This is a genomic window from Pseudomonas sp. A6, assembly GCF_052367875.1.
GTDB lineage: Bacteria > Pseudomonadota > Gammaproteobacteria > Pseudomonadales > Pseudomonadaceae > Pseudomonas > Pseudomonas citronellolis.
Map to the genome: position 1 here is coordinate 4,376,604 of NZ_CP198970.1, position 22,464 is coordinate 4,399,067.

General features: G+C 68.1%; 18 protein-coding genes. 12 read left to right on the top strand and 6 right to left on the bottom strand.

Features of this window, described 5'->3' with window-relative positions; translation table 11 throughout:
• The first annotated feature begins 260 nt into the window (after positions 1–260).
• From ACTWJ5_RS19245 to ACTWJ5_RS19255, 3 genes are all read left to right on the top strand, one after another.
• The gene (locus ACTWJ5_RS19245; protein WP_444436334.1) at positions 261–1,910 is read left to right on the top strand and encodes a VRR-NUC domain-containing protein; all 1,650 of its coding nucleotides are present in this window, start codon (positions 261–263) and stop codon (positions 1,908–1,910) included.
• Positions 1,907–4,303, top strand: a complete 2,397-nt coding sequence (locus tag ACTWJ5_RS19250) for an ATP-dependent DNA helicase (protein WP_444436335.1) — start codon at positions 1,907–1,909, stop codon at positions 4,301–4,303. The genes ACTWJ5_RS19245 and ACTWJ5_RS19250 overlap by 4 nt, the downstream gene beginning before the upstream one ends.
• A 90-nt stretch (positions 4,304–4,393) precedes the next feature.
• Positions 4,394–4,963: a DUF4865 family protein gene (locus tag ACTWJ5_RS19255; protein ID WP_444436336.1), complete on the top strand. Its 570-nt coding sequence runs from the start codon at positions 4,394–4,396 to the stop codon at positions 4,961–4,963.
• 439 nt (positions 4,964–5,402) lie between these two features.
• On the opposite strand, the gene ACTWJ5_RS19260 is transcribed toward ACTWJ5_RS19255, so the two are convergent.
• A complete protein-coding gene (locus tag ACTWJ5_RS19260; RefSeq protein ID WP_249916943.1) occupies positions 5,403–6,266 on the bottom strand; it encodes a LysR family transcriptional regulator in 864 nt (287 codons plus the stop codon).
• A gap of 274 nt (positions 6,267–6,540) precedes the next feature.
• Entirely contained in the window at positions 6,541–6,780 is a 240-nt protein-coding gene (gene tusA, locus ACTWJ5_RS19265; RefSeq protein WP_009622807.1) for a sulfurtransferase TusA, read from the bottom strand.
• Positions 6,781–6,937: 157 nt separating this feature from the next.
• Between tusA and ACTWJ5_RS19270 the strand changes: the two genes are divergently transcribed.
• Positions 6,938–8,497 (top strand): alpha/beta fold hydrolase, encoded by a 1,560-nt coding sequence (locus tag ACTWJ5_RS19270; RefSeq protein ID WP_444436337.1) that lies wholly within the window; start codon positions 6,938–6,940, stop codon positions 8,495–8,497.
• A gap of 1 nt (position 8,498) precedes the next feature.
• On the opposite strand, the gene ACTWJ5_RS19275 is transcribed toward ACTWJ5_RS19270, so the two are convergent.
• The 3 genes from ACTWJ5_RS19275 to ACTWJ5_RS19285 all read right to left on the bottom strand — a co-directional run bounded on the left by ACTWJ5_RS19275 (position 8,499) and on the right by ACTWJ5_RS19285 (position 10,825).
• On the bottom strand, positions 8,499–9,377 hold the full coding sequence (locus tag ACTWJ5_RS19275; protein ID WP_009622809.1) for a MaoC family dehydratase: 879 nt from the start codon (positions 9,375–9,377) through the stop codon (positions 8,499–8,501).
• 86 nt (positions 9,378–9,463) lie between these two features.
• Positions 9,464–10,516 carry a 23S rRNA (cytidine(2498)-2'-O)-methyltransferase RlmM gene (gene rlmM / locus ACTWJ5_RS19280; protein ID WP_444436338.1) on the bottom strand — a complete coding sequence of 351 codons (1,053 nt, stop codon included), beginning with the start codon at positions 10,514–10,516 and terminating at the stop codon, positions 9,464–9,466.
• A 129-nt stretch (positions 10,517–10,645) separates the two neighbouring features.
• Positions 10,646–10,825 carry a hypothetical protein gene (locus ACTWJ5_RS19285; RefSeq protein ID WP_135499842.1) on the bottom strand — a complete coding sequence of 60 codons (180 nt, stop codon included), beginning with the start codon at positions 10,823–10,825 and terminating at the stop codon, positions 10,646–10,648.
• 28 nt (positions 10,826–10,853) lie between these two features.
• Between ACTWJ5_RS19285 and acnA the strand changes: the two genes are divergently transcribed.
• Together acnA and ACTWJ5_RS19295 are read left to right on the top strand one after the other, a co-directional pair.
• Positions 10,854–13,586 (top strand): aconitate hydratase AcnA, encoded by a 2,733-nt coding sequence (acnA, locus tag ACTWJ5_RS19290; protein ID WP_444436339.1) that lies wholly within the window; start codon positions 10,854–10,856, stop codon positions 13,584–13,586.
• Between the two features lie 463 nt (positions 13,587–14,049).
• Positions 14,050–15,615: a methyl-accepting chemotaxis protein gene (locus ACTWJ5_RS19295; protein WP_074981790.1), complete on the top strand. Its 1,566-nt coding sequence runs from the start codon at positions 14,050–14,052 to the stop codon at positions 15,613–15,615.
• Positions 15,616–16,084: 469 nt separating this feature from the next.
• On the opposite strand, the gene ACTWJ5_RS19300 is transcribed toward ACTWJ5_RS19295, so the two are convergent.
• Positions 16,085–16,789, bottom strand: coding sequence for an alpha/beta family hydrolase (locus ACTWJ5_RS19300; RefSeq protein WP_366520443.1), 705 nt, complete (start codon positions 16,787–16,789; stop codon positions 16,085–16,087).
• Between the two features lie 115 nt (positions 16,790–16,904).
• On the opposite strand from ACTWJ5_RS19300, the gene ccoN (ACTWJ5_RS19305) reads away from it, so the two are divergent.
• The 6 genes from ccoN (ACTWJ5_RS19305) (at position 16,905) to ccoO (ACTWJ5_RS19330) (ending at position 22,461) form a co-directional block, all read left to right on the top strand.
• The gene (gene ccoN, locus ACTWJ5_RS19305; protein WP_249916948.1) at positions 16,905–18,347 is read left to right on the top strand and encodes a cytochrome-c oxidase, cbb3-type subunit I; all 1,443 of its coding nucleotides are present in this window, start codon (positions 16,905–16,907) and stop codon (positions 18,345–18,347) included.
• The gene (gene ccoO / locus ACTWJ5_RS19310; RefSeq protein ID WP_009622815.1) at positions 18,347–18,955 is read left to right on the top strand and encodes a cytochrome-c oxidase, cbb3-type subunit II; all 609 of its coding nucleotides are present in this window, start codon (positions 18,347–18,349) and stop codon (positions 18,953–18,955) included. The genes ccoN (ACTWJ5_RS19305) and ccoO (ACTWJ5_RS19310) overlap by 1 nt, the downstream gene beginning before the upstream one ends.
• A 5-nt stretch (positions 18,956–18,960) precedes the next feature.
• Entirely contained in the window at positions 18,961–19,152 is a 192-nt protein-coding gene (locus ACTWJ5_RS19315; protein WP_024128706.1) for a CcoQ/FixQ family Cbb3-type cytochrome c oxidase assembly chaperone, read from the top strand.
• Positions 19,149–20,078 (top strand): cytochrome-c oxidase, cbb3-type subunit III, encoded by a 930-nt coding sequence (ccoP, locus tag ACTWJ5_RS19320; RefSeq protein WP_074981783.1) that lies wholly within the window; start codon positions 19,149–19,151, stop codon positions 20,076–20,078. Before ACTWJ5_RS19315 ends, ccoP begins: the two co-directional genes overlap by 4 nt.
• A gap of 332 nt (positions 20,079–20,410) precedes the next feature.
• Entirely contained in the window at positions 20,411–21,853 is a 1,443-nt protein-coding gene (ccoN, locus tag ACTWJ5_RS19325; protein WP_074981781.1) for a cytochrome-c oxidase, cbb3-type subunit I, read from the top strand.
• Positions 21,853–22,461 carry a cytochrome-c oxidase, cbb3-type subunit II gene (ccoO, locus tag ACTWJ5_RS19330; protein WP_074981779.1) on the top strand — a complete coding sequence of 203 codons (609 nt, stop codon included), beginning with the start codon at positions 21,853–21,855 and terminating at the stop codon, positions 22,459–22,461. Before ccoN (ACTWJ5_RS19325) ends, ccoO (ACTWJ5_RS19330) begins: the two co-directional genes overlap by 1 nt.
• Positions 22,462–22,464: the final 3 nt, after the last annotated feature.

Genomic DNA, 22,464 nt, shown 5'->3' on the forward strand with positions numbered 1-22,464 from the left:
CCGGCTGACTTCGACCTTGTCGAGTGCGCCGACCCAGTCCCCTCTCCCTTCAGGGAGAGGGTTAGGGAGAGGGAGCGGAGTCAACCCCAGGCGATGTAGCGACAGGGAGACGCCATTCGCGAGCAAGCTCGCTCCTACGAAAAGCCCAGAAGCCCAAAAGCCCACCCCCCCACCAACAAATCCCCCCGCCCATCCCCCACCGATTGCCAATCCCCATCCCACCTGATATCTGTATAAAGATACAGCCCCTGCCCTCGCCCATGCCCTTCCAGACCGACCCGCGCTTCTACTACCTGGCCAACTTCCACCGCGCCCTCGCCTGGCTGGAAGAACGCTACGACGACCTCTTCGACACCGCCGAGCGCGCCTTCCTCCGCGACTTCCAGGCCATGCCGCTGGAAGCCCGCGCCCTGCTGGTGCGGCTGATCATGCGCAAGGGCCCGCACTTTCGCGCCAGCAAGCTGGACTACGCCGAGATCGGCTGCCCGCGCCGGGCCGCCGCGCCGCTGCTGGAGGCCGGCTGGCTGGACGGCGCCGCCGCGCTGGGCCTGGAAGAACTCTTCGGCCTGCTGCGCAAGGACGAAATCCTCGACTGCTTCGGCGCCCGCCTGTCCAGCCGCCAGCTGCGCAAGCCGGAGCTGCTGGCCGAACTGGCCGAGGCCGAACCCGCACCGCGCACCTTCGCCGCCTGGTGCCCGCAGCTGGACGAGGCGGTCTACAGCCTGGCCATCGCGCCCCAGGTGGAGCGCCTGCGCCTGATGTTCTTCGGCAACCTGTACCAGGACTGGACCGAATTCGTCCTCACCGACCTGGGCATCCTGCGCTACGAGACGGTGCCGCTGACCCGCGAGTCACGCGGCTTCGCCAGCCGCGAGGAGATCGACGCGCACCTGTTCCTGCAGCGCTGCCGCGAAGCCTTCGACCTGGGCGCCGCGGCCCAGGAACTGCTGCCGCTGATCGCCAGCGTCGACTGCGACACCGCCCAGCTGCAGCGCCGCCGCGGGCGCGTGCTGTTCCACGTCGGCCAGCAACTGGAGCGCGAAGCCGACTGGGAAGGCGCCTTGCAGGTCTATGCCGCCAGCGAACACGTCGCCGCCCGCCAACGTCAGGTGCGCGTGCTGGAGCGCCTGGAACGCCACGCCGAAGCCTACGACCTGGCCCTGCAAGCCGCGGCCCGGCCCCAGGACGCCGCCGAGGCGCAGCTGATCGAGCGCGCCCTGGTGCGCCTGCGCCGCCAGCTCGGCCACGCCCAGCCGGCGAAGGCCAAGGCCGCGCCGCCGCCACGCATCGACCTGGAACTGGAGCCGCAGCCCGGCCTGAGCGTCGAGCAGTGCGTGCAGCTGCACCTGGCCCGCCCCGAAGCGCCGGTGCACTACGTGGAGAACACCCTGGTCCTCGGCCTGTTCGGCCTGCTCTGCTGGGAGGCCGTCTTCGCCCCGCTGCCCGGCGCCTTCTTCCACCCCTTCCACGCCGGCCCCGCGGACCTCTACGACAGCCGGTTCCGCGCCCGCCGCGCCGAGCTGTTCGAAGCACGCCTGGCACTGCTGGACAGCGACGCCTACGCCGACGAGATGCGCCGCATCCACCGCCAGAAGCAGGGCCTGCAATCGCCCTTCGTGTTCTGGGAGCTGCTGGACGAAAGCCTGCTGGAACAGGCCCTGGCCTGCCTGCCGGCGGCGCACCTGAAGGCCTGGTTCGGCCGCCTGCTGGAAGACCTGCAGGCCAACCGCGCCGGCATGCCCGACCTGATCCAGTTCTACCCCGTCGAGCGCGGCTACCGGATGATCGAGGTGAAGGGCCCCGGCGACCGCCTGCAGGACAACCAGAAGCGCTGGCTGGCCTTCTGCGCCGAGCACGGCATGCCGGTGGAGGTCTGCTACGTGACCTGGGCCGGGGAGCCGGCGGAATGAACTACCAGGTCGCGGTGCGCGCCCTCTGCGAATTCACCGCCAAGGTCGGCGACCTCGACCTGCGCTTCACTCCCTCGCCCACGGCCCAGGAAGGCATGGCCGGCCACGCCACCGTGGTCGGCCGCCGCGGCCCCGGCTACCTCGCCGAGCTGCCGCTGGCCGGCGCCTACCGCAACCTGCTGGTGCGCGGCCGCGCCGACGGCTACGACCCGGCGCGCAACTGCCTGGAAGAGATCAAGACGCACCGCGGCGACATCTCGCGCATCCCCGACAACCACCGCCAGCTGCACTGGGCCCAGGCCAAGGTCTACGGCTGGCTGCTCTGCGCCCTGCAGGACCTGGAGCAGATCGACCTGGCGGTCGTCTACTTCAACGTCATGACGCAGAAGGAAACGGTGTTCCAGGAAAGCTTCAGCGCCGACGAACTGCACGCCTTCTTCGAGGAGCACTGCCAGCGCTTCGTGGTCTGGGCCGAACGCGAAATGGCCCACCGCGCGGCCCGCGATGGCGCCCTGGAAAGCCTGCGCTTCCCCTGGCCGCAGTTCCGCCACGGCCAGCGCCAGCTCGCCGAGGCGGTGTACCGCGCCGCCCGCGACGGCCGCCACCTGATGGCCCAGGCCACCACCGGCATCGGCAAGACCCTCGGCACCCTGTTCCCGCAGCTCAAGGCCATGCCCGGCCAGGGCCTGGACCGGCTGTTCTTCCTCAGCGCCAAGACCCCCGGCCGGCGCCTGGCCCTGGAAGCCCTGGCCAGCCTGCGCCAGGACGAGCCCGAGCTGCCGCTGCGGGTGCTGGAGCACGTGGCCCGCGACAAGGCCTGCGAACACCCGGACAAGGCCTGCCACGGCGACTCCTGCCCGCTGGCCAAGGGCTTCTACGACCGCCTGCCGGCCGCGCGCCTGGCCGCCCTGGACGGCGCCTGGCTGGACCAGGCGCGGGTCCGCGAAGTGGCCCGCGAGCACGGCATCTGCCCCTACTACCTGAGCCAGGAACTGAGCCGCTGGGCCGACGTGGTGGTGTGCGACTACAACTACTACTTCGACATGAGCGCCCTGCTCTACGCCCTCACCGCGCTCAACGAGTGGAAGGTGGCGCTGCTGGTGGACGAGGCCCACAACCTGGTGGAGCGAGGGCGCAAGATGTACACCGGCGAGCTGGACCAGGCCGACTTCCAGGACCTGCGTCGCGTCGCCCCGGCCAAGCTCAAGGGCGCGCTGGAGCGCGTCGGCCGCCACTGGAACCAGCTGCACCGCGACCAGGAGCTGGAATACCAGGTCTACCCGCTGGCCCCGGAGCTGTTCATCCTCGCGCTGCAGAAGGCGGTGACCGCCATCACCGACCACCTCAGCGAACAGCCCGACGGCAACAGCCTGGAGCTGCTGAGCTTCTACCTCGACGCCATGGCCTTCTGCCGCCTGGCCGAGGCCTTCGGCGAGCACTCGCTGTTCGACATCACCCGCCGCCAGACCGAAAGCGGCCGGGTCTATTCCACCCTGTGCCTGCGCAACGTCATCCCCGCGCCCTTCCTCGCCCCGCGCTTCGAGGAGGCGCACAGCTGCACGCTGTTCTCCGCCACCCTGACGCCGGCGCACTACTACCGCGACCTGCTGGGCCTGCCCGAGGACACCGCCTGGATCGACGTGGAGTCGCCGTTCCGCGCCGAGCAGCTGGAAGTGCAGGTGGTGCGCAACCTGTCCACCCGCTACCAGCACCGCGCCCAGTCGGTGCGGCCGATCTGCGAGCTGATGGCGCGCCAGTACCGTGAACGGCCGGGCAACTACCTGGCCTTCTTCAGCAGCTACGCCTACCTGGAGCAGGTGCGCGAACGCTTCGTCCGCGACGAGCCGGGCGTGCCGGTCTGGGTGCAGGCGCGCAACATGGACGAGACCGCGCGCGAGGGCTTCCTCGAACAGTTCCGCAACGGTGGCCGCGGCATCGGCTTCGCGGTGCTCGGCGGCGCCTTCGGCGAGGGCATCGACCTGCCCGGCGACCGCCTGATCGGCGCCTTCGTCGCCACCCTGGGGCTGCCCCAGGTGAACACGGTGAACGAGGAAATCCGCCAGCGCATGCACGCCCAGTTCGGAGACGGCTACGACTACACCTACCTCTACCCTGGCCTGCAGAAGGTGGTGCAGGCGGCCGGCCGGGTGATCCGCACCCAGCAGGACGAAGGCGTGGTCTGGCTGATCGACGACCGCTTCGGCCGCAGCGAAGTGCGCCAGCTGCTGCCGCGCTGGTGGACGGTGCGCAGCTGCCGCCTGGCCCTGCCGCCGCCGGAGCCGGAGGCGGAAAACAGCGCGCCACGCAAGACGCCCGTGCCGCCGGCCCGCCAGCGCCCGGCACGGCCGAAGCCGGAACAGGCCCAGGGCGAGCTGGGTTTCAATGATTTCTAGATCTAATCACTGAAACAACCATTCATATCTGTTTCGCATGACTCAGACCGAGCAGACTCCTTCCAGCCCACGCTGATAAAGGAGCCCGCCATGTTCGCCATGCAATACAGCCACCGCCTGCCGGCGGAGCACGATCTCGACGCCATCCGCCAACGCGCCGCCGCCAAGGGCCCGCAGTGGGACGCCTGGCCGGGCCTGGCGTGCAAGGCCTTCGTCCTCCAGGAAAAGGGCCGCCACGGCGCCGAAGGCAATCTCTACGCCTCGGTCTACCTCTGGCACGAACCGGCCGCCGCCGCAGCCTTCCTGGCCGGCGAAGCCTTCCAGGGGGTGATCGACGCCTTCGGCCGGCCGGCGGTGGAAACCTGGCTGCCCCTGGACGCCCGCCGCGGCCCGGCCTTCGATCGCCCGGCCCGCGCGCTGTACCGCGAAGAACTACCCTTGCCAGATAGAGGCGCCGCCGCCCTGCGCGACGGCGCCCTGGCCGCCGGCGAGGCGCTGCTGGGCCGGGAGGATGTGCTGGCGGTCTGGGTAGTGGCCGACCTGCAACGCTGGAAGCTGCTGCGCTTCAGCGTGAGCGCCGGGGCGCTGGAGCTGCGTGCGGACAGCGTCGGCTACGAAATCCTGTACCTGGCACGGCCAGGGCTGGAGCGACTGCCATGAACGACAGGCAGAAACGGGAACTGGCGGCACAGCTGGCAGGGCTGGCCTTCGGCGCCTTCATGGTGCTGGGCATGGCCTGGGGCGTGGCGCGGGTGGCACGGGTGCTGGTGGGGTGAGGGTGGGGCTTTTCGTAGGAGCGAGCTTGCTCGCGAACGAGGCTTCCTGGGGCTTCGGCGCCAGACCAAGAGCACCCTCTCCCCAGCCCTCTCCCTAAAGGGAGAGGGGGCTTGTCCGTGCCGAGAAAAGATTTGGTGTCAGCCGGCCACTCAGTGCAAGCCGGCTGACGCGGAAATACCAGCACACGCCGAACGGTCCCCTCTCCCTTCAGGGAGAGGGTTAGGGAGAGGGAACGGAGTCAATCCAAAACACCGCAGTTGCCGGGAAACTCCATTCGCGAGCAAGCTCGCTCCTACGAAAAGCCCCCCAGGTAACCATTCCCTCACCCCACCGTACTCCGCACCGCCGCCACCAACGTCCGCAACATCCCCCGCGCCTGCGCATCCCGCGGGTGGGAGAACAGCAGCACATCCCGCCCCGGCAACGCCGGCAGCCCCAGCCGCGCCCCCACGTCCTCGCAGCCCGCCGGCGCCACCCGGCGGCCCAGGGCCGCCACGGCTATCCCGGCGCTGACTGCCGCGCCAATGGTCATCAACCCACCACCGACGAACACCTCGCGCCAGGCCACCCCGGCCTGGTCCAGGGCGTCCACCGCCATGCGCCGCACGCTGCAAGGCTCGGCCTGGGTGGCCAGGGGCAGCGGTTGGCCGGGCAACGGCTGGAAGTCGGCGGCGCCCATCCAGGCGAAGGGTTCCTGCAGCACCACCTCCGCATCCTGACGCGGCGGGCCCTGTTGCAGCACCAGGGCCACATCCAGTTCGCCACGGTCGAAGCGCTCCAGGGTTTCCCGCGAGCTGTCCACCCGCAGTTCCAGCAGCAGGCCCGGCTCGGCGCGGGTGAGCTGGCGCAGCAGGCCCGGCAGTTCGGCGCCGACGATGTGGTGGCTGATGCCGACCACCAACCGCCTGGGCTGGCCGCCGGCGAACGCGCCCAGCGCCTGGCGGTGCGCCGCCACCAGGCCGCGGGCCGCCTCCAGGAACACCCCGCCGTCGGCGGACAGGCGCACCAACCGCGGCGTGCGCTCCAGCAGGCGGCGGCCGAGGTGGTCTTCCAGGCGCTTGATCTTCAGGCTCACCGCCGACTGGGTGCTGGCCAGGGCCTCGGCGGCGCGGGTGAAGCTCTTCAGCTCGGCGACCAGCACGAAGGCCTGCACAGCCTCGATGTCCAGGGCTTTCATGGCGGGCATGTCCACTTCCAATGATGGAGAATGGGCAGCATTCGTTTTCGCCATGGAAAGGTCAAGCGCACGAGGTGTTTCGTGGTGGCCGACGTAGGGCGGATAACCGTTCGCGGTTATCCGCCGTTACACCTGCCTTGCCGGCCACCCCATGGCTGAACCCGGCGCGGCTTCGAGGGCGGCTCCGTGCCCGGCAACGAGCGGAGTGTGGCCAAGGCCAAACGGCGGATAACGCGGAGCGTTATCCGCCCTACGCCCAGGAAACATAGTCGGCGATGACAGCTCAATCGAGCTTCTTGCGGATCCAGTACAGGTAGGTGCCCGCCTCTTCCTGCTGCTCCACCAGTTCGTGGCCGAGGAAGATGCAGAACTTGGGGATGTCGCGGCGGGTGGAGGGGTCGGTGGCGATGACCTTGAGCAGGCCGCCGGCCGGCAGGTCGCGCACCTTGTTGTGCAGCATCATGACCGGTTCGGGGCAGTTCAGGCCGGTGGCGTCGAGAATGGCGTCGACAGGTTGGGACATGGAAAGGCTCCGCAAAACGAATGGCGCATTGTCGCCCAAAGCGCGGGCAGGGTCACGCCTGGCGGGCGAACGGCGGCGGGCCAATCTTTCGTCGGGCCCGTGGCCTGGCCCGCTGGGCTAAGCTCGGCGCCTTCCCCGACAGCGGATGTCCCCGCCCATGCGCCTGCCCGCCCTGCTCTGCCTCGCCTTGCTGCTCGCCGGCTGCGCCGCCCGCGACAACCTCCCCGACTATTCCGCCAGCGCCGGCCAGGACCTGCCCGCCACCTGGTACGACGCGGTGATCAGCGCCCGCGACGGCACGCGGCTGTCCGCCACCGTGTTCCAGCCAGCGCTCAAGGCCGGCGAGACGGCGCCGCTGATCGTCCACACCCACGGCTGGGGCGGCTGGCGGGTGACCGGGCCGGAGGGTTTCTACGGCAAGAACATGATGTCCGGCCGCGCCGCGCTCAAGGCCTGGAAGGCCGGCTACTGGGTGCTCAGCTACGACCAGCGCGGCTGGGGCGGCAGCGACGGGCGCATCGAGATGATGGACCCGCGCTTCGAGGTGAGCGACGCCAGCGCGGTGATCGACTGGGCCGCCGCGCACCTGCCGCGGCTGCGCATGGACGGCCCGGGCGACCCGCGCGTGGGCATGCTCGGCGAGAGCTACGGCGGCGCCGTGCAGCTGCTGGCGGCCAGCGAGGACCCGCGCATCGACGCCATAGTGCCCATCGCCACCTGGTACGACCTGAGCGACGCCCTGGCCCCGGGCGGCCAGTTGAAGATGGGCTGGGGCGGCGTGCTGCTGGGCCTGGGCATCGCCACCGGCTACGACCTGGGCAAGTTCGCCCAGGCCGACTACCTGCACAGCGCCAGCGGGCGCATGGCCGAACCGGTGCGCGCCGAACTGGCCGCCCACAGCCTGGCGCGCTACTGCGCCGAGGGCCGCCGGCCCCACGCCGACGCCCTGCTGATCCAGGGCCTGCGCGATACCCTGTTCCCCCTCGACCAGGGCCTGCAGATCCGCCAGTGCCTGCGCCAGGGCAGCGCCGACGTGCGCCTGCTGGGCATGCAGGGCGGGCACATCCTGCCACCGCCGCTGCAGGCCTGGAGCGGCCTGCCGCCGTTCAACAACGAACCGGTGATCCACTGCGGCGGGCGCGCCATCGACCTCTACCAGGGCATCCTCGCCTGGTACGAGGAGAAGCTGCGCCAACGCCCCGGCGCCGCCGACAGCGTGCCGTCGCTGTGCGTCAGTCTCGACCTGGACCAGGGCCTGGCGCTGGACGAGCTGCCCGCACCCGGCCCCGTCGTGGCCCTGCCGCCAACGCCGGTGCGCCCGGTCAGCAGCGGCCTCTTGCAGCCCCGCACCTTCATCCCGCTGCAGCAGGTCGCCGAGCCCAGCGCCCTGCTCGGCAGCGCGGAGATTCGCCTGGCCCGGCCGCTCGGCCCGGGCGACCAGGCGCTGCTGTTCGCCTCGCTGGCGATCCGTGGCGCGGACGGCCGCACGCGGGTGCTGGACGAGCAGGTCAAGCCGCTGCTCAACCAGGGCGCCACGCGGCTCAACGCGGTCAGCGCCAGCCTGGCGGCGGGGGACGAGATCGGCCTGCTGGTCAGCGGTTTCAGCGGCCAGTACCTGTTCAACAGTTCCTGGAAGTTCGCCGCGGTGGACCTGCAGGGCGAAGTGCAGCTGCCCGCCCTGCTGCCGCTGCAGCCGCGCCTGGCGGCCGGCCACTGAATCAGCGCAGCGGCCCGGCGGGCGCCTCGTCCAGCTGGGCCAGCAGCATCGGCTCGTCGCCGCCGTCCACCGGCAGCAGCGCCCACTGTTCCTTGTGGCCCAGGCGGCGGTGGCTCTGGCGCACCTGGCTGCCCAGCGGCAGCGGCGCCTTGAAGTGCACGTCCAGGCGCACCTGCTCGGCCAGGCGCCGGCCGGTGAGGCTGCGCGCCAGGCTCCACATACCGTGGGCGAAGGGTTTGCCGAAGCCGTAGCGCGAGGCCATCAGGCGCGACAGGTGCAGCGGGTTGAAGTCGCCGCTCAGGCCGGCGTAGCGCCAGCCGGCGATCTTCGGCACGCGCCACTGCACGCCGGGGTGCGCGGGCACGTCGAGGGTGTGCCACTGGGCGCGCTCGGGCAGCGCGTCGGGCTCGGCGTGGTCGTCGAGGAAGTCGCCGCGGCGCAGGTAGGTGGTGATCGACTGCCAGTAGAGCATGTCGTGGTGCCAGACCTCGGTCGCCACGTCCACCTCCAGCCCCAGCGGGCTGCGCCGGCTGGTGAGGATGCGGCAGTCCAGCTGCAGCTGGGCGTGCTCGTCGAGCATGCGGTAGCGCTGGATGTGGCTGCGCAGGTGGATCAGCCCGAGGATCGACAGCGGCATGCGCGAGCGGCTGAGCAGGCGCAGGTGCAGCGGCAGGCTGATCACCTGCGGGTAGAGCAGCGGCACGCCCAGCGCCGGGTCCAGGCCGAAGTGCTGGCGGTAGGCGCGCAGGTGGCGGGCGTCGAAGCGCAGGCTGCGGCTGTCCATGGCCAGGTTCGGCAGGCGCTCGCCGCGGCCCAGGCCGCGGCGTGGCAACAACATGCGGCTGTAACTGCCCAGCAGCGAGGGCAACTTTCGCTTCACGAGCGGCTCCGGGAGGGGGTGCGCCGCACAGCATGGTCGCTGCGCGGCGCAACGGCAAGTCGCCGAAGGTCGCGGGTCGCAGGCGCCTACAGGCGTCGCAGGTGCACCGTGACTTCCTCGCGGTCGTGGTACAGCTGCTTGCAGCCGATGGCCACGCGCAGGCCGCGCTCGCGGAAACTCTCGCGCAGGCGTTCGAGGATCTTGCGCACCTCGGCGTAGCGCTGCTTCATCGGCAGCTTGAGGTTGACCACCGCCTCGCGGCACAGGCCCTCGCCGATCCAGGTGTCGATCAGCCAGCCGGTGCGCGCCGGCTTCTCGACGATGTCGCAGACCATCCAGTCGACCATCTGCCGCGGGCGGAACACATAGCCGTCGGCGCGCTGGTGGTCCACCAGGCCGGAGTAGATCAGGTTCTCGGCCATGGGCCCGTTGTCCACGGCGATCACCCGCATCTCGCGGTTGACCAGCTGCCAGGTCCAGCCGCCGGGTGCCGCGCCCAGGTCGACGGCGAGCATGTTCGGAGCCAGGCGCTTGTCCCACTCGCCGCGCGGGATGAAGTGGTGCCAGGCCTCTTCCAGCTTGAGGGTGGAGCGGCTGGGCGCCTCGCGGGGGAACCGCAGGCGCGGGATGCCCATCGGCCACATGGCGCTGTTGCGCGGCTCGGCGAGGCCGACGAAGACTTCGCGGCCGGAGCGAAAGGTCAGCAGCAGGCGCGGCAGGCTCGGGTCCTCGCGCAGCTTGCCGGCCTTGACCAGGGCGGCGCGCAGGGGCTTCTCGAACTTGCGGCAGAAAGTCGACAGTTCCTTGCCTTCGTTGCTGTCGAAGACTTCCAGCCACAGGCTGCCGCACAGCGGGTACGGGCCCAGCTCCTCCAGCAGCGCGCCGATGCGGTCCTGCTCGGGCAGTTGCACGAAGCCGGTGCCGCGGGCCCACTGGCGCGGGAAGATCAGCTCGGCGAAGCGCAGGTGGCGCATCAGCCGGTCGGCGCCGTCGGCGTCCTGGCAGACGAACTCGGCATAGGCGGTGGCCGGCTTGGCGCGGGCGTAGCCGGCCACGTCGAGGCCGGCGGCCAGGTCGGAAATCTCCGCGCAGACCTCGTTCTCGAAGCCCGGGCGGCAATGCAGTAGCAGGGTGTTCATCGGGGTGTCTCCTTGGCCGCGCACTATAGTCGCTGCGCGCCCGGCTTTCACCCGGATTCGCCGCACGCCAGGGGAACCCCCGACTGCGGCAAAAGGTCCAGAACCCATGGCAGGACCGCGCGCAGCGGTCTAGTTTGAGAGTTCCGAAGTCGCGATCCAGGGCTTGCCGTGCCCCGGGGAGCGCTTGCCGGAAATCGCCAGGATGCCGCCCGATATGCAGAAGATGACTGCCAATCCGCATTCCTTTTGCGCCAAGCCGGGAAGTCCGCCCGGACTTTCCGCCAGTATCGCAGCGGTGCCGTCGATCACCGGCAGAATCCAGCCTGAGGAGAACGTCATGCCCGCAGTGGACAGCCTGAACAGCCTTCGCACCCTGGAGGTGGGCGGCAAGACCTACCACTATTACAGCCTTCCGGAAGCCGCGAAGCAGCTCGGCGACCTGGACAAGCTGCCGAAGTCGCTCAAGGTGCTTCTGGAAAACCTCCTGCGCTGGGAGGACAACCATACGGTCAACGCCGACGACCTGCGGGCCCTGGCCGGCTGGCTGAAGGAGCGCCGTTCCGACCGCGAGATCCAGTACCGCCCGGCGCGGGTGCTGATGCAGGACTTCACCGGGGTGCCGGCGGTGGTCGACCTGGCCGCCATGCGCGACGCCGTGGCCAAGGCTGGGGGCGATCCGCAGAAGATCAACCCGCTGTCGCCGGTGGACCTGGTCATCGACCACTCGGTGATGGTCGACCGCTACGCCAGCCAGGCCGCCTTCGCCGAGAACGTCGAGATCGAGATGCAGCGCAACGGCGAACGCTACGCCTTCCTGCGCTGGGGCCAGAACGCCTTCGACAACTTCCGCGTGGTGCCGCCGGGCACCGGCATCTGCCACCAGGTCAACCTGGAATACCTGGGCCGCACCGTGTGGACCAGGGACGAGGACGGCCGCACCTACGCCTTCCCCGACACACTGGTCGGCACCGACTCGCACACCACCATGATCAACGGCCTGGGCGTGCTCGGCTGGGGCGTCGGCGGCATCGAGGCCGAGGCGGCCATGCTCGGCCAGCCGGTGTCGATGCTGATTCCCGAGGTGATCGGCTTCAAGCTCACCGGCAAGCTCAAGGAGGGCATCACCGCCACCGACCTGGTGCTCACCGTCACCCAGATGCTGCGGCAGAAGGGCGTGGTGGGGAAATTCGTCGAGTTCTACGGCGACGGCCTGGCCGACCTGCCCCTGGCCGACCGCGCCACCATCGCCAACATGGCCCCGGAATACGGCGCCACCTGCGGCTTCTTCCCGGTGGACGAGATCACCCTGGGCTACCTGCGCCTGTCCGGCCGCCCGGAAGAGACGGTCAAGCTGGTGGAGGCCTACTGCAAGGCCCAGGGCCTATGGCGCGAAAAGGGCCACGAGCCGGTGTTCACCGACGCCCTGCAGCTGGACATGGGCGACGTCGAGGCCAGCCTGGCCGGGCCCAAGCGCCCGCAGGACCGCGTGCCGCTGGGCCAGGTGGGCAAGGCCTTCGCCGACTTCCTCGCGCTGCAGCCCAAGGCCGCGCGCAGCCCGGAGGTCTCACGCCTGCTCAATGAAGGCGGTGGCGGCGCCGCGGTGGGCAGCGCCGAGAGCCAGGGCGTCGAGTACCAGCACGAAGGCAAGAGCTACCACCTGCAGGACGGCGCGGTGGTCATCGCCGCCATCACCTCCTGCACCAACACCTCCAACCCCAGCGTGATGATGGCCGCCGGGCTGCTGGCGAAGAAGGCGCTGGAGAAGGGCCTGCAGCGCAAGCCCTGGGTGAAGAGTTCGCTGGCCCCCGGCTCCAAGGTGGTCACCGACTACTTCAAGGCCGCCGGCCTGACGAAGTACCTGGACGAGCTGGGCTTCGACCTGGTGGGCTACGGCTGCACCACCTGCATCGGCAACTCCGGGCCACTGCTGGAGCCCATCGAGAAGGCCATCCAGCAGGCCGACCTGACGGTGGCCTCGGTGCTCTCCGGCAACCGCAACTTCGAAGGCCGCGTGCACCCGCTGGTGAAGACCAACTGGCTGGCCTCGCCGCCCCTGGTGGTGGCCTACGCCCTGGCCGGCAGCGTGCGCCTGGACCTGACGAAGGACGCCCTGGGCACCGGCAAGGACGGCCAGCCGGTGTACCTGAAGGACATCTGGCCGAGCCAGCGGGAAATCGCCGAGGCGATCCAGAAGGTCGACACCGCCATGTTCCACAAGGAATACGCCGAGGTGTTCCAGGGCGACGAGAAGTGGCGCGCCATCCAGGTGCCGCAGGCGCAGACCTACACCTGGCAGGCCGACTCCACCTACATCCAGCACCCGCCGTTCTTCGAGCACATCGCCGACGCCCCGCCGAAGGTGGCCGACATCGAGAAGGCCCGGGTGCTGGCGGTGCTGGGCGACTCGGTGACCACCGACCACATCTCCCCCGCCGGCAACATCAAGAAGGACAGCCCCGCCGGGCGCTACCTCAGCGAGCACGGCGTGGCCTACGCCGACTTCAACTCCTACGGCTCGCGGCGCGGCAACCACGAGGTGATGATGCGCGGCACCTTCGCCAACATCCGCATCAAGAACGAGATGCTCGGCGGCGAGGAAGGCGGCAACACCCTGCACGTGCCCAGCGGCGAGAAGCTGGCGATCTACGACGCGGCCATGCGCTACCAGGCCGAGGGCACGCCGCTGCTGATCATCGCCGGCAAGGAGTACGGCACCGGCTCGTCCCGCGACTGGGCAGCCAAGGGCACCAACCTGCTGGGGGTGAAGGCGGTGATCGCCGAGAGCTTCGAGCGCATCCACCGCTCCAACCTGGTGGGCATGGGCGTGCTGCCGCTGCAGTTCACCGGCGGCCAGGAGCGCAAGGCGCTGAACCTCACCGGCAAGGAAGTGCTGAACATCCGCGGCCTGGACGGCGAGCTGAAGCCGCACATGACGCTGAAGGTGGAAGTCACCCGCGAGGACGGCAAGCAGGACAGCTTCGAGGTGCTGTGCCGCATCGACACCCTCAACGAGGTGGAGTACTTCAAGGCCGGGGGGATCCTGCACTACGTGCTGCGCAGCTTGATCTGAGGGCTGCGCGAGGACGCTTTCGCAGGATGGGTTGAGCTTGCGAAACCCATGCGGTTGCAGTGATGGGTATCGCTTCGCTCAACCCATCCTACGGAGCGCGGTGTTTGTAGGAGCGCGCCCTGCGCGCGATTCGCGGGCAGGGCCCGCTCCTACGGTTTCCCCTTTCGCACCATACTCCCCTTGTAGGAGCGAGCTTGCTCGCGAATGAGCCCCGCAGAGGAGTCTGTTCGCGAGCAAGCTCGCTCCTACGAGAAGCCGTGCCCGCGCCTTTCATTCGGGCCAGGTCCGACGGACAAAACCTATGAGCTCATAGGAAAATCTCTTACGACTATGTGACAAGTAGCATTTTGATATCGTCCACTGCCAATATTCCCACGCCAAATATCGAACAAGGCTTCAACTTCCGTTGATTCCGGCCGATAACAAAACCGTCACATTGCCTTCTTCGTGGACCTTGCCCTGAATGCGCAACAACCAGCCCATCACCCAGCGTGAACGCACCTACCCGGCGGAACAACGCCTGATCTCCACCACCAACAGCCGTGGCGTGATCACCTATGCCAACGATGCCTTCATCGACATCAGCGGCTTCGCGCGGGACGAGCTGGTGGGCTCGCCGCACAACCTGGTGCGCCATCCGGACGTGCCGCCCGCGGTGTTCGCCCACATGTGGGCCACGCTGAAGAACGGCAAGCCGTGGATGGGCATCGTCAAGAACCGCTGCAAGAACGGCGACCACTACTGGGTCAGCGCCTACGTCACGCCCATCTTCGAGCGCGACGAGATCGTCGGCTACGAGTCGGTGCGCGTGCGCCCCACCGCCGAGCAGGTGGAGCGCGCCCAGGCCCTGTACCAGCGGATCAACACCGGCAAGCCGGCGATCCCGCGCCGCGACCTGTGGCTGCCGGTGCTGCTGGACTGGCTGCCGTTCATCCTGATCAGCCAGGTGGCCTTCCTCATCGGCGTCTGGCTCGACTCGCACTGGGGCTTCGCCCTCGCCGCCCTGCTCGCCGTCCCCCTCGGCCTGGCCGGCCTGGGCTGGCAGCAGCGCGGCCTCAAGCGCCTGCTGCGCCTGGCCGAGCAGACTACCTCGGACCCGCTGATCGCCCAGATGTACACCGACAGCCGCGGCGCCCAGGCGCGCCTGGAAATGTCCATCCTCAGCCAGGAAGCGCGCCTGAAGACCTGCCTGACGCGCCTGCAGGACACCGCCGAGCAGCTCACCGCCCAGGCCCGCCAGGCCGATACCCTGGCCCACCACAGCTCCTCCGGCCTGGAACGCCAGCGCGTGGAGACCGAGCAGGTGGCCACCGCGGTCAACCAGATGGCCGCCACCACCCAGGAAGTGGCGAACAACGTGCAGCGCACCGCCGACGCCACGCGCCAGGCCAACGAGCTGACGCGCCGCGGCCGCAGCGTGGCCAGCGAGACCCGCGAGGCCATCCAGCGCCTGTCCGCCTCGGTGGGCGAGACGGGCCTGGCGGTGAGCCAACTGGCCCAGGACAGCAACGAGATCGGCGGCGTGGTCGACGTGATCAAGGGCATCGCCGACCAGACCAACCTGCTGGCGCTCAACGCCGCCATCGAAGCGGCCCGCGCCGGCGAGATGGGCCGCGGCTTCGCCGTGGTGGCCGACGAGGTGCGCTCGCTGGCCCAGCGCACCGCCGAATCCACCGAGCAGATCCACGGCCTGATCGCCAAGCTGCAGCAAACCGCCGAGGGCGCGGTGAGCGCCATGGAAGTCGGCCGCCGCCAGGCCGACGAAGGCGTGGAGCGGGTGCTGCTGGCCGACCAGGCGCTGTCGGGCATCAGCGACTCGGTAGCCAACATCGCCGACATGGCCAACCAGATCGCCGCGGCGGCCGAGGAACAGAGCGCGGTGGCCGAGGAGATCAACCGCAACATCGCCACCATCGCTCAACTGGCCGACCAGACCTCCGACGAGGCCCAGCGCACCGCGCTGCTGAGCGAGGAGCTGACGGGGACGGCGCAGAGCCAGTATTCGCTGGTGGAGCGGTTCAACCGCTGAGTGTTGGCGTAGGGCGTACAACCGTTCGCGGTTGTACGCCGATACACCCCTCATCTATCCGGCTCCGTGGCCGGGAGCGGAGCGCCCTCAAGCAGGTGCTTCGGGTTCAAGTCCGCAGTGTTTGGATGCCAAGGTCAGGCGGCGGATAACCGCGAACGGTTATTCGCCCTACGCTCCATGGAAGGAGCGAGCTTGCTCGCGAACAGAGCGTCGCCTGGTTCAGCTTCGGAGCTACGCTGAAGTCCGTAACCCTCTCCCCAGCCCTCTCCCTGAAGGGAGAGGGGGCTTGTCCGTGCCAAGAGGAGGAATGGTTTCAGCCGGTAATTTCTGTGCTAGCCGGCTAACGCCGAAACATCAGCATCTGCCCAACGGTCCCCTCTCCCTTCAGGGAGAGGGTTAGGGAGAGGGCGCGCGGTCAAGCCGGGTACCGAAACCACCGGCAGAACGCCATTCGCAAGCAAGCTCGCCCCTACGAAAGCCCCTCCAGAAACCCCGCCACCACCTCCGCCGCGCTCTCCAGATGCTGCTCATGAGTCAGACCTGACGCCTTCAGCGGCTTCAGGTCATGGTCCGCCGCCGCCAGCCACTCGACGCGGATCGCCGGCGACAGCACGTATCCCGCCACATGCGCCCGGTCGCCCAGGGCGTCGCGTTCGCCCTGGACGATCAGCGTCGGCGTGCGCAGTTCGGCCAGGTGGGCCACCCGCGGCTTCTCCGGCTTGCCTACGGCGTAGAAGGGGTAGCCCAGGCACACCAGGGCGTCGGCGCCCAGTTCGTCGGCCAGCAGGCTGGCCATGCGCCCGCCCATGGACTTGCCGCCGATGGCCAGCGTGCCCTGCACCTGCCCACGCACCTGCTCGAACACCTGGCGCCAGCACTCCAGCAGCTGCTTCTGCGGGTTCGGCGGGCGCCGGCGGCCGTCCTCGCGGCGGGCGGCCATGTAGGGGAACTCGAAACGCGCCACAGCCACGCCCCGGGCGGCCAGGCTCCGGGCTATTTCGTCCATGAACGGGCTGTCCATGGGTGCGCCGGCGCCATGGGCCAGGACGAGGGTTGCCGACACCGTGCCGACCGGCCGGTTCCACAGCAGCGACAAAGCGCCACACTCCCCCGCCGGGCCGGCCGCCGAGGGCGATTGATCAAAATCAATATTCGGTTTCCGGGGTTTATCCATTCTTCGCTCCGCTAGTTGCGTAATTAGTACCTGTCCCTGGGGGAGGGGCGGCGTTCGCCGTAAGGAACCCGCCGGGATGGGCTAGCCCATAACCGTGGATGGAAGCCCATATACCATGAGCACAACCAATCAGACCGCTTATAACTACAAGGTGGTCCGCCAGTTCGCCGTGATGACGGTGATCTGGGGAATCGTCGGCATGCTGGTCGGCGTCGTCATCGCCGCCCAGCTGGTGTGGCCGGAACTCAACCTCGGCTTGCCGTGGACGAGCTTCGGACGCCTGCGCCCGCTGCACACCAATGCCGTGATCTTCGCCTTCGGTGGCTGCGCCCTGTTCGCCACCAGCTACTACGCGGTGCAGCGTACCTGCCAGGTACGCCTGTTCTCCGACACCCTGGCCTCCTTCACCTTCTGGGGCTGGCAGCTGGTGATCCTGCTGGCCGCCATCAGCCTGCCGCTGGGCTACACCTCCTCCAAGGAGTACGCCGAGCTGGAATGGCCGATCGACATCCTCATCACCATCGTCTGGGTCGCCTACGCCGTGGTGTTCTTCGGCACCCTGGTGAAGCGCAAGACCAAGCACATCTATGTGGGCAACTGGTTCTTCGGCGGCTTCATCCTGACCGTGGCGCTGCTGCACGTGGTCAACAACCTGGAGCTGCCGGTCAGCTTCATGAAGTCGTACTCCATCTACTCCGGCGCCACCGACGCCATGGTCCAGTGGTGGTACGGCCACAACGCCGTGGGCTTCTTCCTCACCGCCGGCTTCCTGGGGATGATGTACTACTTCGTGCCCAAGCAGGCCGAGCGTCCGGTGTACTCCTATCGCCTGTCGATCGTGCACTTCTGGGCACTGATCGCCGTGTACATCTGGGCCGGCCCGCACCACCTGCACTACACCGCCCTGCCGGACTGGGCGCAGTCCCTCGGCATGGTGATGTCGCTGATCCTCCTGGCGCCCTCCTGGGGCGGCATGATCAACGGCATGATGACCCTCTCCGGGGCCTGGCATAAGCTACGCAGCGACCCCATCCTGCGCTTCCTGGTGGTGTCCCTGGCCTTCTACGGCATGTCCACCTTCGAAGGCCCGATGATGGCCATCAAGACCGTCAACGCCCTCTCCCACTACACCGACTGGACCATCGGCCACGTGCATGCCGGCGCCCTCGGCTGGGTCGCCATGGTCTCCATCGGCTCGCTGTACCACATGATCCCGAAAGTGTTCGGCCGCGAGCAGATGCACAGCGTGGGCCTGATCAACACGCACTTCTGGCTGGCCACCATCGGCACCGTGCTCTACATCGCCTCGATGTGGGTCAACGGCATCACCCAGGGCCTGATGTGGCGTGCGGTCAACGCCGACGGCACCCTCACCTACTCCTTCGTCGAAGCGCTCGCCGCCGGCCACCCGGGCTACGTGGTGCGCATGATCGGCGGCGCCGTGTTCCTCAGCGGCATGCTGATCATGGCCTACAACACCTGGCGCACCATCGCCTCCTCCAAAGCCGAGGAAGCTGAAGCGGCCGCCCAGATTCCCGCCGTCGCAGGAGCCCACTGATGAAACACGAAGTACTCGAGAAGAACGTCGGCCTGCTGGCCCTGTGCATGGCCGTGGCCGTGAGCATCGGCGGCCTGACGCAGATCGTCCCGCTGTTCTTCCAGGACGTCACCAACACCCCGGTGGAAGGCATGAAGCCCTACACCGCCCTGCAGCTGGAAGGCCGCGACATCTACATCCGCGAGGGCTGCGTCGGCTGCCACTCGCAGATGATCCGTCCGTTCCGCGCCGAGACCGAGCGTTACGGCCACTACTCCGTGGCCGGCGAGAGCGTCTGGGACCACCCCTTCCTGTGGGGCTCCAAGCGTACCGGTCCGGACCTGGCCCGCGTCGGCGGCCGCTACTCCGACGACTGGCACCGCGCGCACCTGTACAACCCGCGCAACGTGGTGCCGGAGTCGAAGATGCCGGCCTACCCCTGGCTGGTCGAGAACAAGCTCGACGGCAAGGACATCGAAGGCAAGCTCAAGGCCATGCGCACCCTCGGCGTGCCCTACACCGACGAGGACATCGCCGGCGCCCGCGAGAGCGTCCAGGGCAAGACCGAGATGGACGCCGTGGTGGCCTACCTGCAAGGCCTGGGCACAGCGATCAAGAACAAGCGGTGATGGCCATGGACATCGGAACCATCCGCGGCCTCGGCACCGTCGTGGTGATGCTCGCCTTCATCGGCGTCACCCTCTGGGCCTACAGCGGCAAGCGCAAGCAACGCTTCGACGCCGACGCCCTGCTGCCCTTCGCCGACGATCCGCAGGCTCTGCGCCACGCCGAGCATGAACAAGCTTCTGGGAGCAACAAAGCATGACTACCTTCTGGAGTCTGTACATCACCGTACTGACCGTCGGATCGCTGATCGCCCTGCTATGGCTGGTCTTCGCCACCCGCAGCGGCGAGACCAAGGGCGCCACCGACCAGACCATGGGGCACTCCTTCGACGGTATCGAGGAATACGACAACCCGCTGCCGCGCTGGTGGTTCCTGCTGTTCGTGGGCACCATCGTCTTCGCCGTCGGCTACCTGGCCCTGTACCCGGGCCTGGGCAACTGGAAAGGCGTGCTGCCCGGCTACGACGGCGGCTGGACCCAGGTCAAGCAGCTGGAACGCGAGCAGGCCCTGGCCGACGAGAAATACGCGCCGATCTTCGCCAAGTACTCGGCCATGTCCGTCGAAGACGTGGCCAAGGACGCGCAGGCCATGAAGACCGGCGAACGCCTGTTCGCCACCTACTGCTCGATCTGCCACGGCTCCGACGCCAAGGGCGCCATGGGCTTCCCCAACCTGACCGACCAGGACTGGCGCTGGGGCGGCGACGCGCAAACCATCCAGACCACCATCCTCGGCGGCCGCCACGCGGTGATGCCGGCCTGGGGCGAGGTGCTGGGCGACCAGGGCGTGCATGACGTGGCCGCGTTCGTCACCACCAAGCTGGACGGCCGCAAGCTGCCCGAAGGCGTGACCGATGCCCAGGTGGCCAATGGCGAGAAACTCTTCGCCACCACCTGCGTCGCCTGCCACGGCCCGGAAGGCAAGGGCACCGCCGCCCTGGGCGCGCCGGACCTGACCCATCCGGGTGCGTTCATCTACGGCTCGGGCTTCGCCCAGCTGCAGCAGACCATCCGCCATGGCCGCCAGGGCCAGATGCCGGCGCAGGAAGCCTACCTGGGCAAGGACAAGGTCCACGTCCTGGCCGCCTACATCTACAACATTTCCCGTCCGGAAAACGCCAACTGATCCACCCTCCGCTCGCGCCCGCCCGGGCGCGAGCAACTTCCGCGCAGTTACGCGACCAAGTGTCGCACCTCGCGCGCGCCATTCCTTCACACTGCTCTAGATCAAGACTAAGCTCATTCCATCCGTGAGTCGGCAGTAATTGGGGGAATCCCTACGCTTGTCAGGGTTTCCACGCCGATAGAAAGCCAGAAAAACATTGGCAGAAATGCCTTCAAAGCAGCATGCGCAGCGGCTCCGGGGCTTATTCCGGCGCGTTGCATTGCCTACTGGCTTTCTACATACTTGCCGCCGTTTTTTGTCCCTAAATAGCAAAAAAACCGTGGAACCTTAGAATGAGCACAGCAATCAGTCCGACTGCTTATAACTATAAGGTAATCCGCCAGTTCGCCATCATGACGGTGGTCTGGGGGATACTAGGAATGGGGATGGGGGTTTTCATCGCCTCACAGTTGGTATGGCCCGAGTTGAACTTCGGCCTGCCGTGGACGAGTTTCGGGCGACTTCGCCCGTTGCACACCAACCTGGTGATCTTCGCCTTCGGCGGCTGTGCTCTGTTCGCAACCTCCTACTACGTGGTGCAACGCACCTGCCAGACCCGCCTGATCTCCGATAGCCTCGCCGCCTTCACCTTCTGGGGCTGGCAGGCAGTGATCGTGCTGGCCGGCATCACCCTGCCGCTGGGCTACACCTCCTCCAAGGAGTACGCCGAGCTGGAATGGCCGATCGACATCCTGATCGCCATCGTCTGGGTCACCTACGCCGTGGTGTTCTTCGGCACCATCGTCAAGCGCCAGACCAAGCACATCTACGTGGGCAACTGGTTCTACGGCGGCTTCATCCTGGTGACCGCGATGCTGCACATCGTCAACAACCTGGAGATCCCGGTCGGCTGGTTCAAGTCCTACTCCATCTATGCCGGCGCCACCGACGCCATGGTCCAGTGGTGGTACGGCCACAACGCCGTGGGCTTCTTCCTGACCACCGGCTTCCTCGGCATGATGTACTACTTCGTGCCCAAGCAGGCCGAGCGCCCGGTCTACTCCTACCGCCTGTCCATCGTCCACTTCTGGGCGCTGATCACCCTGTACATCTGGGCCGGTCCGCACCACCTGCACTACACCGCGCTGCCGGACTGGGCGCAGTCCCTGGGCATGGTGATGTCGCTGATCCTCCTGGCCCCGAGCTGGGGCGGCATGATCAACGGCATGATGACCCTCTCCGGCGCCTGGCATAAGCTGCGCACCGACCCGATCCTGCGCTTCCTGGTGGTGTCCCTCGCCTTCTACGGCATGTCCACCTTCGAAGGCCCGATGATGGCCATCAAGACGGTGAACTCGCTGTCCCACTACACCGACTGGACCATCGGCCACGTGCACGCCGGCGCCCTCGGCTGGGTGGCGATGATCTCCATCGGCTCGCTGTACCACATGATCCCGAAAGTGTTCGGCCGCGAGCAGATGCACAGCACCGGCCTGATCAACGCGCACTTCTGGCTCGCCACCATCGGCACCGTGCTCTACATCGCCTCGATGTGGGTCAACGGCATCACCCAGGGCCTGATGTGGCGCGCGGTGAACACCGACGGCACCCTCACCTACTCCTTCGTGGAAGCGCTGCAGGCCAGCCACCCGGGCTTCATGGTCCGTGCGCTGGGCGGCTTCTTCTTCGCCTTCGGCATGCTGCTGATGGCCTACAACACCTTCCGTACCGTGCGTGGCTACAACGCTGCTGAAGTCGATGCCGCTGCCCGCATTCCCGCCGTAGGAGCTCATTGATGAAGCACGAAGCAGTCGAGAAGAACATCGGCCTGCTGGCCTTCTTCATGGTCATAGCCGTGAGCATCGGCGGCCTGACGCAGATCGTCCCGCTGTTCTTCCAGGACGTGACCAACAAGCCGGTGGAAGGCATGAAGCCGCGCACCGCGCTGGAGCTCGAGGGCCGTGACATCTATATCCGCGAAGGCTGCGTCGGCTGCCACTCGCAGATGATCCGCCCGTTCCGCGCCGAGACCGAGCGCTACGGCCACTACTCCGTCGCCGGCGAGAGCGTCTGGGACCACCCCTTCCTGTGGGGCTCCAAGCGTACCGGTCCGGACCTGGCCCGCGTCGGCGGCCGCTACTCCGACGACTGGCACCGCGCGCACCTATACAACCCGCGCAACGTGGTGCCGGAATCGAAGATGCCGGCCTACCCCTGGCTGGTCGAGAACAAGCTCGACGGCAAGGACATCGAAGGCAAGCTGCAGGCCATGCGCACCCTCGGCGTGCCCTACACCGACGAAGACATCGCCGGCGCTCGCGATGCCGTCAAGGGCAAGACCGAGATGGACGCCCTGGTGGCCTACCTGCAGGGCCTGGGCACGATCATCAAGAGCAAACGGTGACAG

Bases quoted from the DNA above. Each gene is read 5' to 3' on its own strand.
- ACTWJ5_RS19245 (WP_444436334.1), top strand. From the start codon at position 261: ATGCCCTTCCAGACCGACCCGCGCTTCTACTACCTGGCCAACTTCCAC.
- ACTWJ5_RS19250 (WP_444436335.1), top strand. From the start codon at position 1,907: ATGAACTACCAGGTCGCGGTGCGCGCCCTCTGCGAATTCACCGCCAAG.
- ACTWJ5_RS19255 (WP_444436336.1), top strand. From the start codon at position 4,394: ATGTTCGCCATGCAATACAGCCACCGCCTGCCGGCGGAGCACGATCTC.
- ACTWJ5_RS19260 (WP_249916943.1), bottom strand. From the start codon at position 6,266: ATGCCCGCCATGAAAGCCCTGGACATCGAGGCTGTGCAGGCCTTCGTG.
- tusA (WP_009622807.1), bottom strand. From the start codon at position 6,780: ATGTCCCAACCTGTCGACGCCATTCTCGACGCCACCGGCCTGAACTGC.
- ACTWJ5_RS19270 (WP_444436337.1), top strand. From the start codon at position 6,938: ATGCGCCTGCCCGCCCTGCTCTGCCTCGCCTTGCTGCTCGCCGGCTGC.
- rlmM (WP_444436338.1), bottom strand. From the start codon at position 10,516: ATGAACACCCTGCTACTGCATTGCCGCCCGGGCTTCGAGAACGAGGTC.
- acnA (WP_444436339.1), top strand. From the start codon at position 10,854: ATGCCCGCAGTGGACAGCCTGAACAGCCTTCGCACCCTGGAGGTGGGC.
- ACTWJ5_RS19295 (WP_074981790.1), top strand. From the start codon at position 14,050: ATGCGCAACAACCAGCCCATCACCCAGCGTGAACGCACCTACCCGGCG.
- ACTWJ5_RS19300 (WP_366520443.1), bottom strand. From the start codon at position 16,789: ATGGATAAACCCCGGAAACCGAATATTGATTTTGATCAATCGCCCTCG.
- ccoN (WP_249916948.1), top strand. From the start codon at position 16,905: ATGAGCACAACCAATCAGACCGCTTATAACTACAAGGTGGTCCGCCAG.
- ccoO (WP_009622815.1), top strand. From the start codon at position 18,347: ATGAAACACGAAGTACTCGAGAAGAACGTCGGCCTGCTGGCCCTGTGC.
- ACTWJ5_RS19315 (WP_024128706.1), top strand. From the start codon at position 18,961: ATGGACATCGGAACCATCCGCGGCCTCGGCACCGTCGTGGTGATGCTC.
- ccoP (WP_074981783.1), top strand. From the start codon at position 19,149: ATGACTACCTTCTGGAGTCTGTACATCACCGTACTGACCGTCGGATCG.
- ccoN (WP_074981781.1), top strand. From the start codon at position 20,411: ATGAGCACAGCAATCAGTCCGACTGCTTATAACTATAAGGTAATCCGC.
- ccoO (WP_074981779.1), top strand. From the start codon at position 21,853: ATGAAGCACGAAGCAGTCGAGAAGAACATCGGCCTGCTGGCCTTCTTC.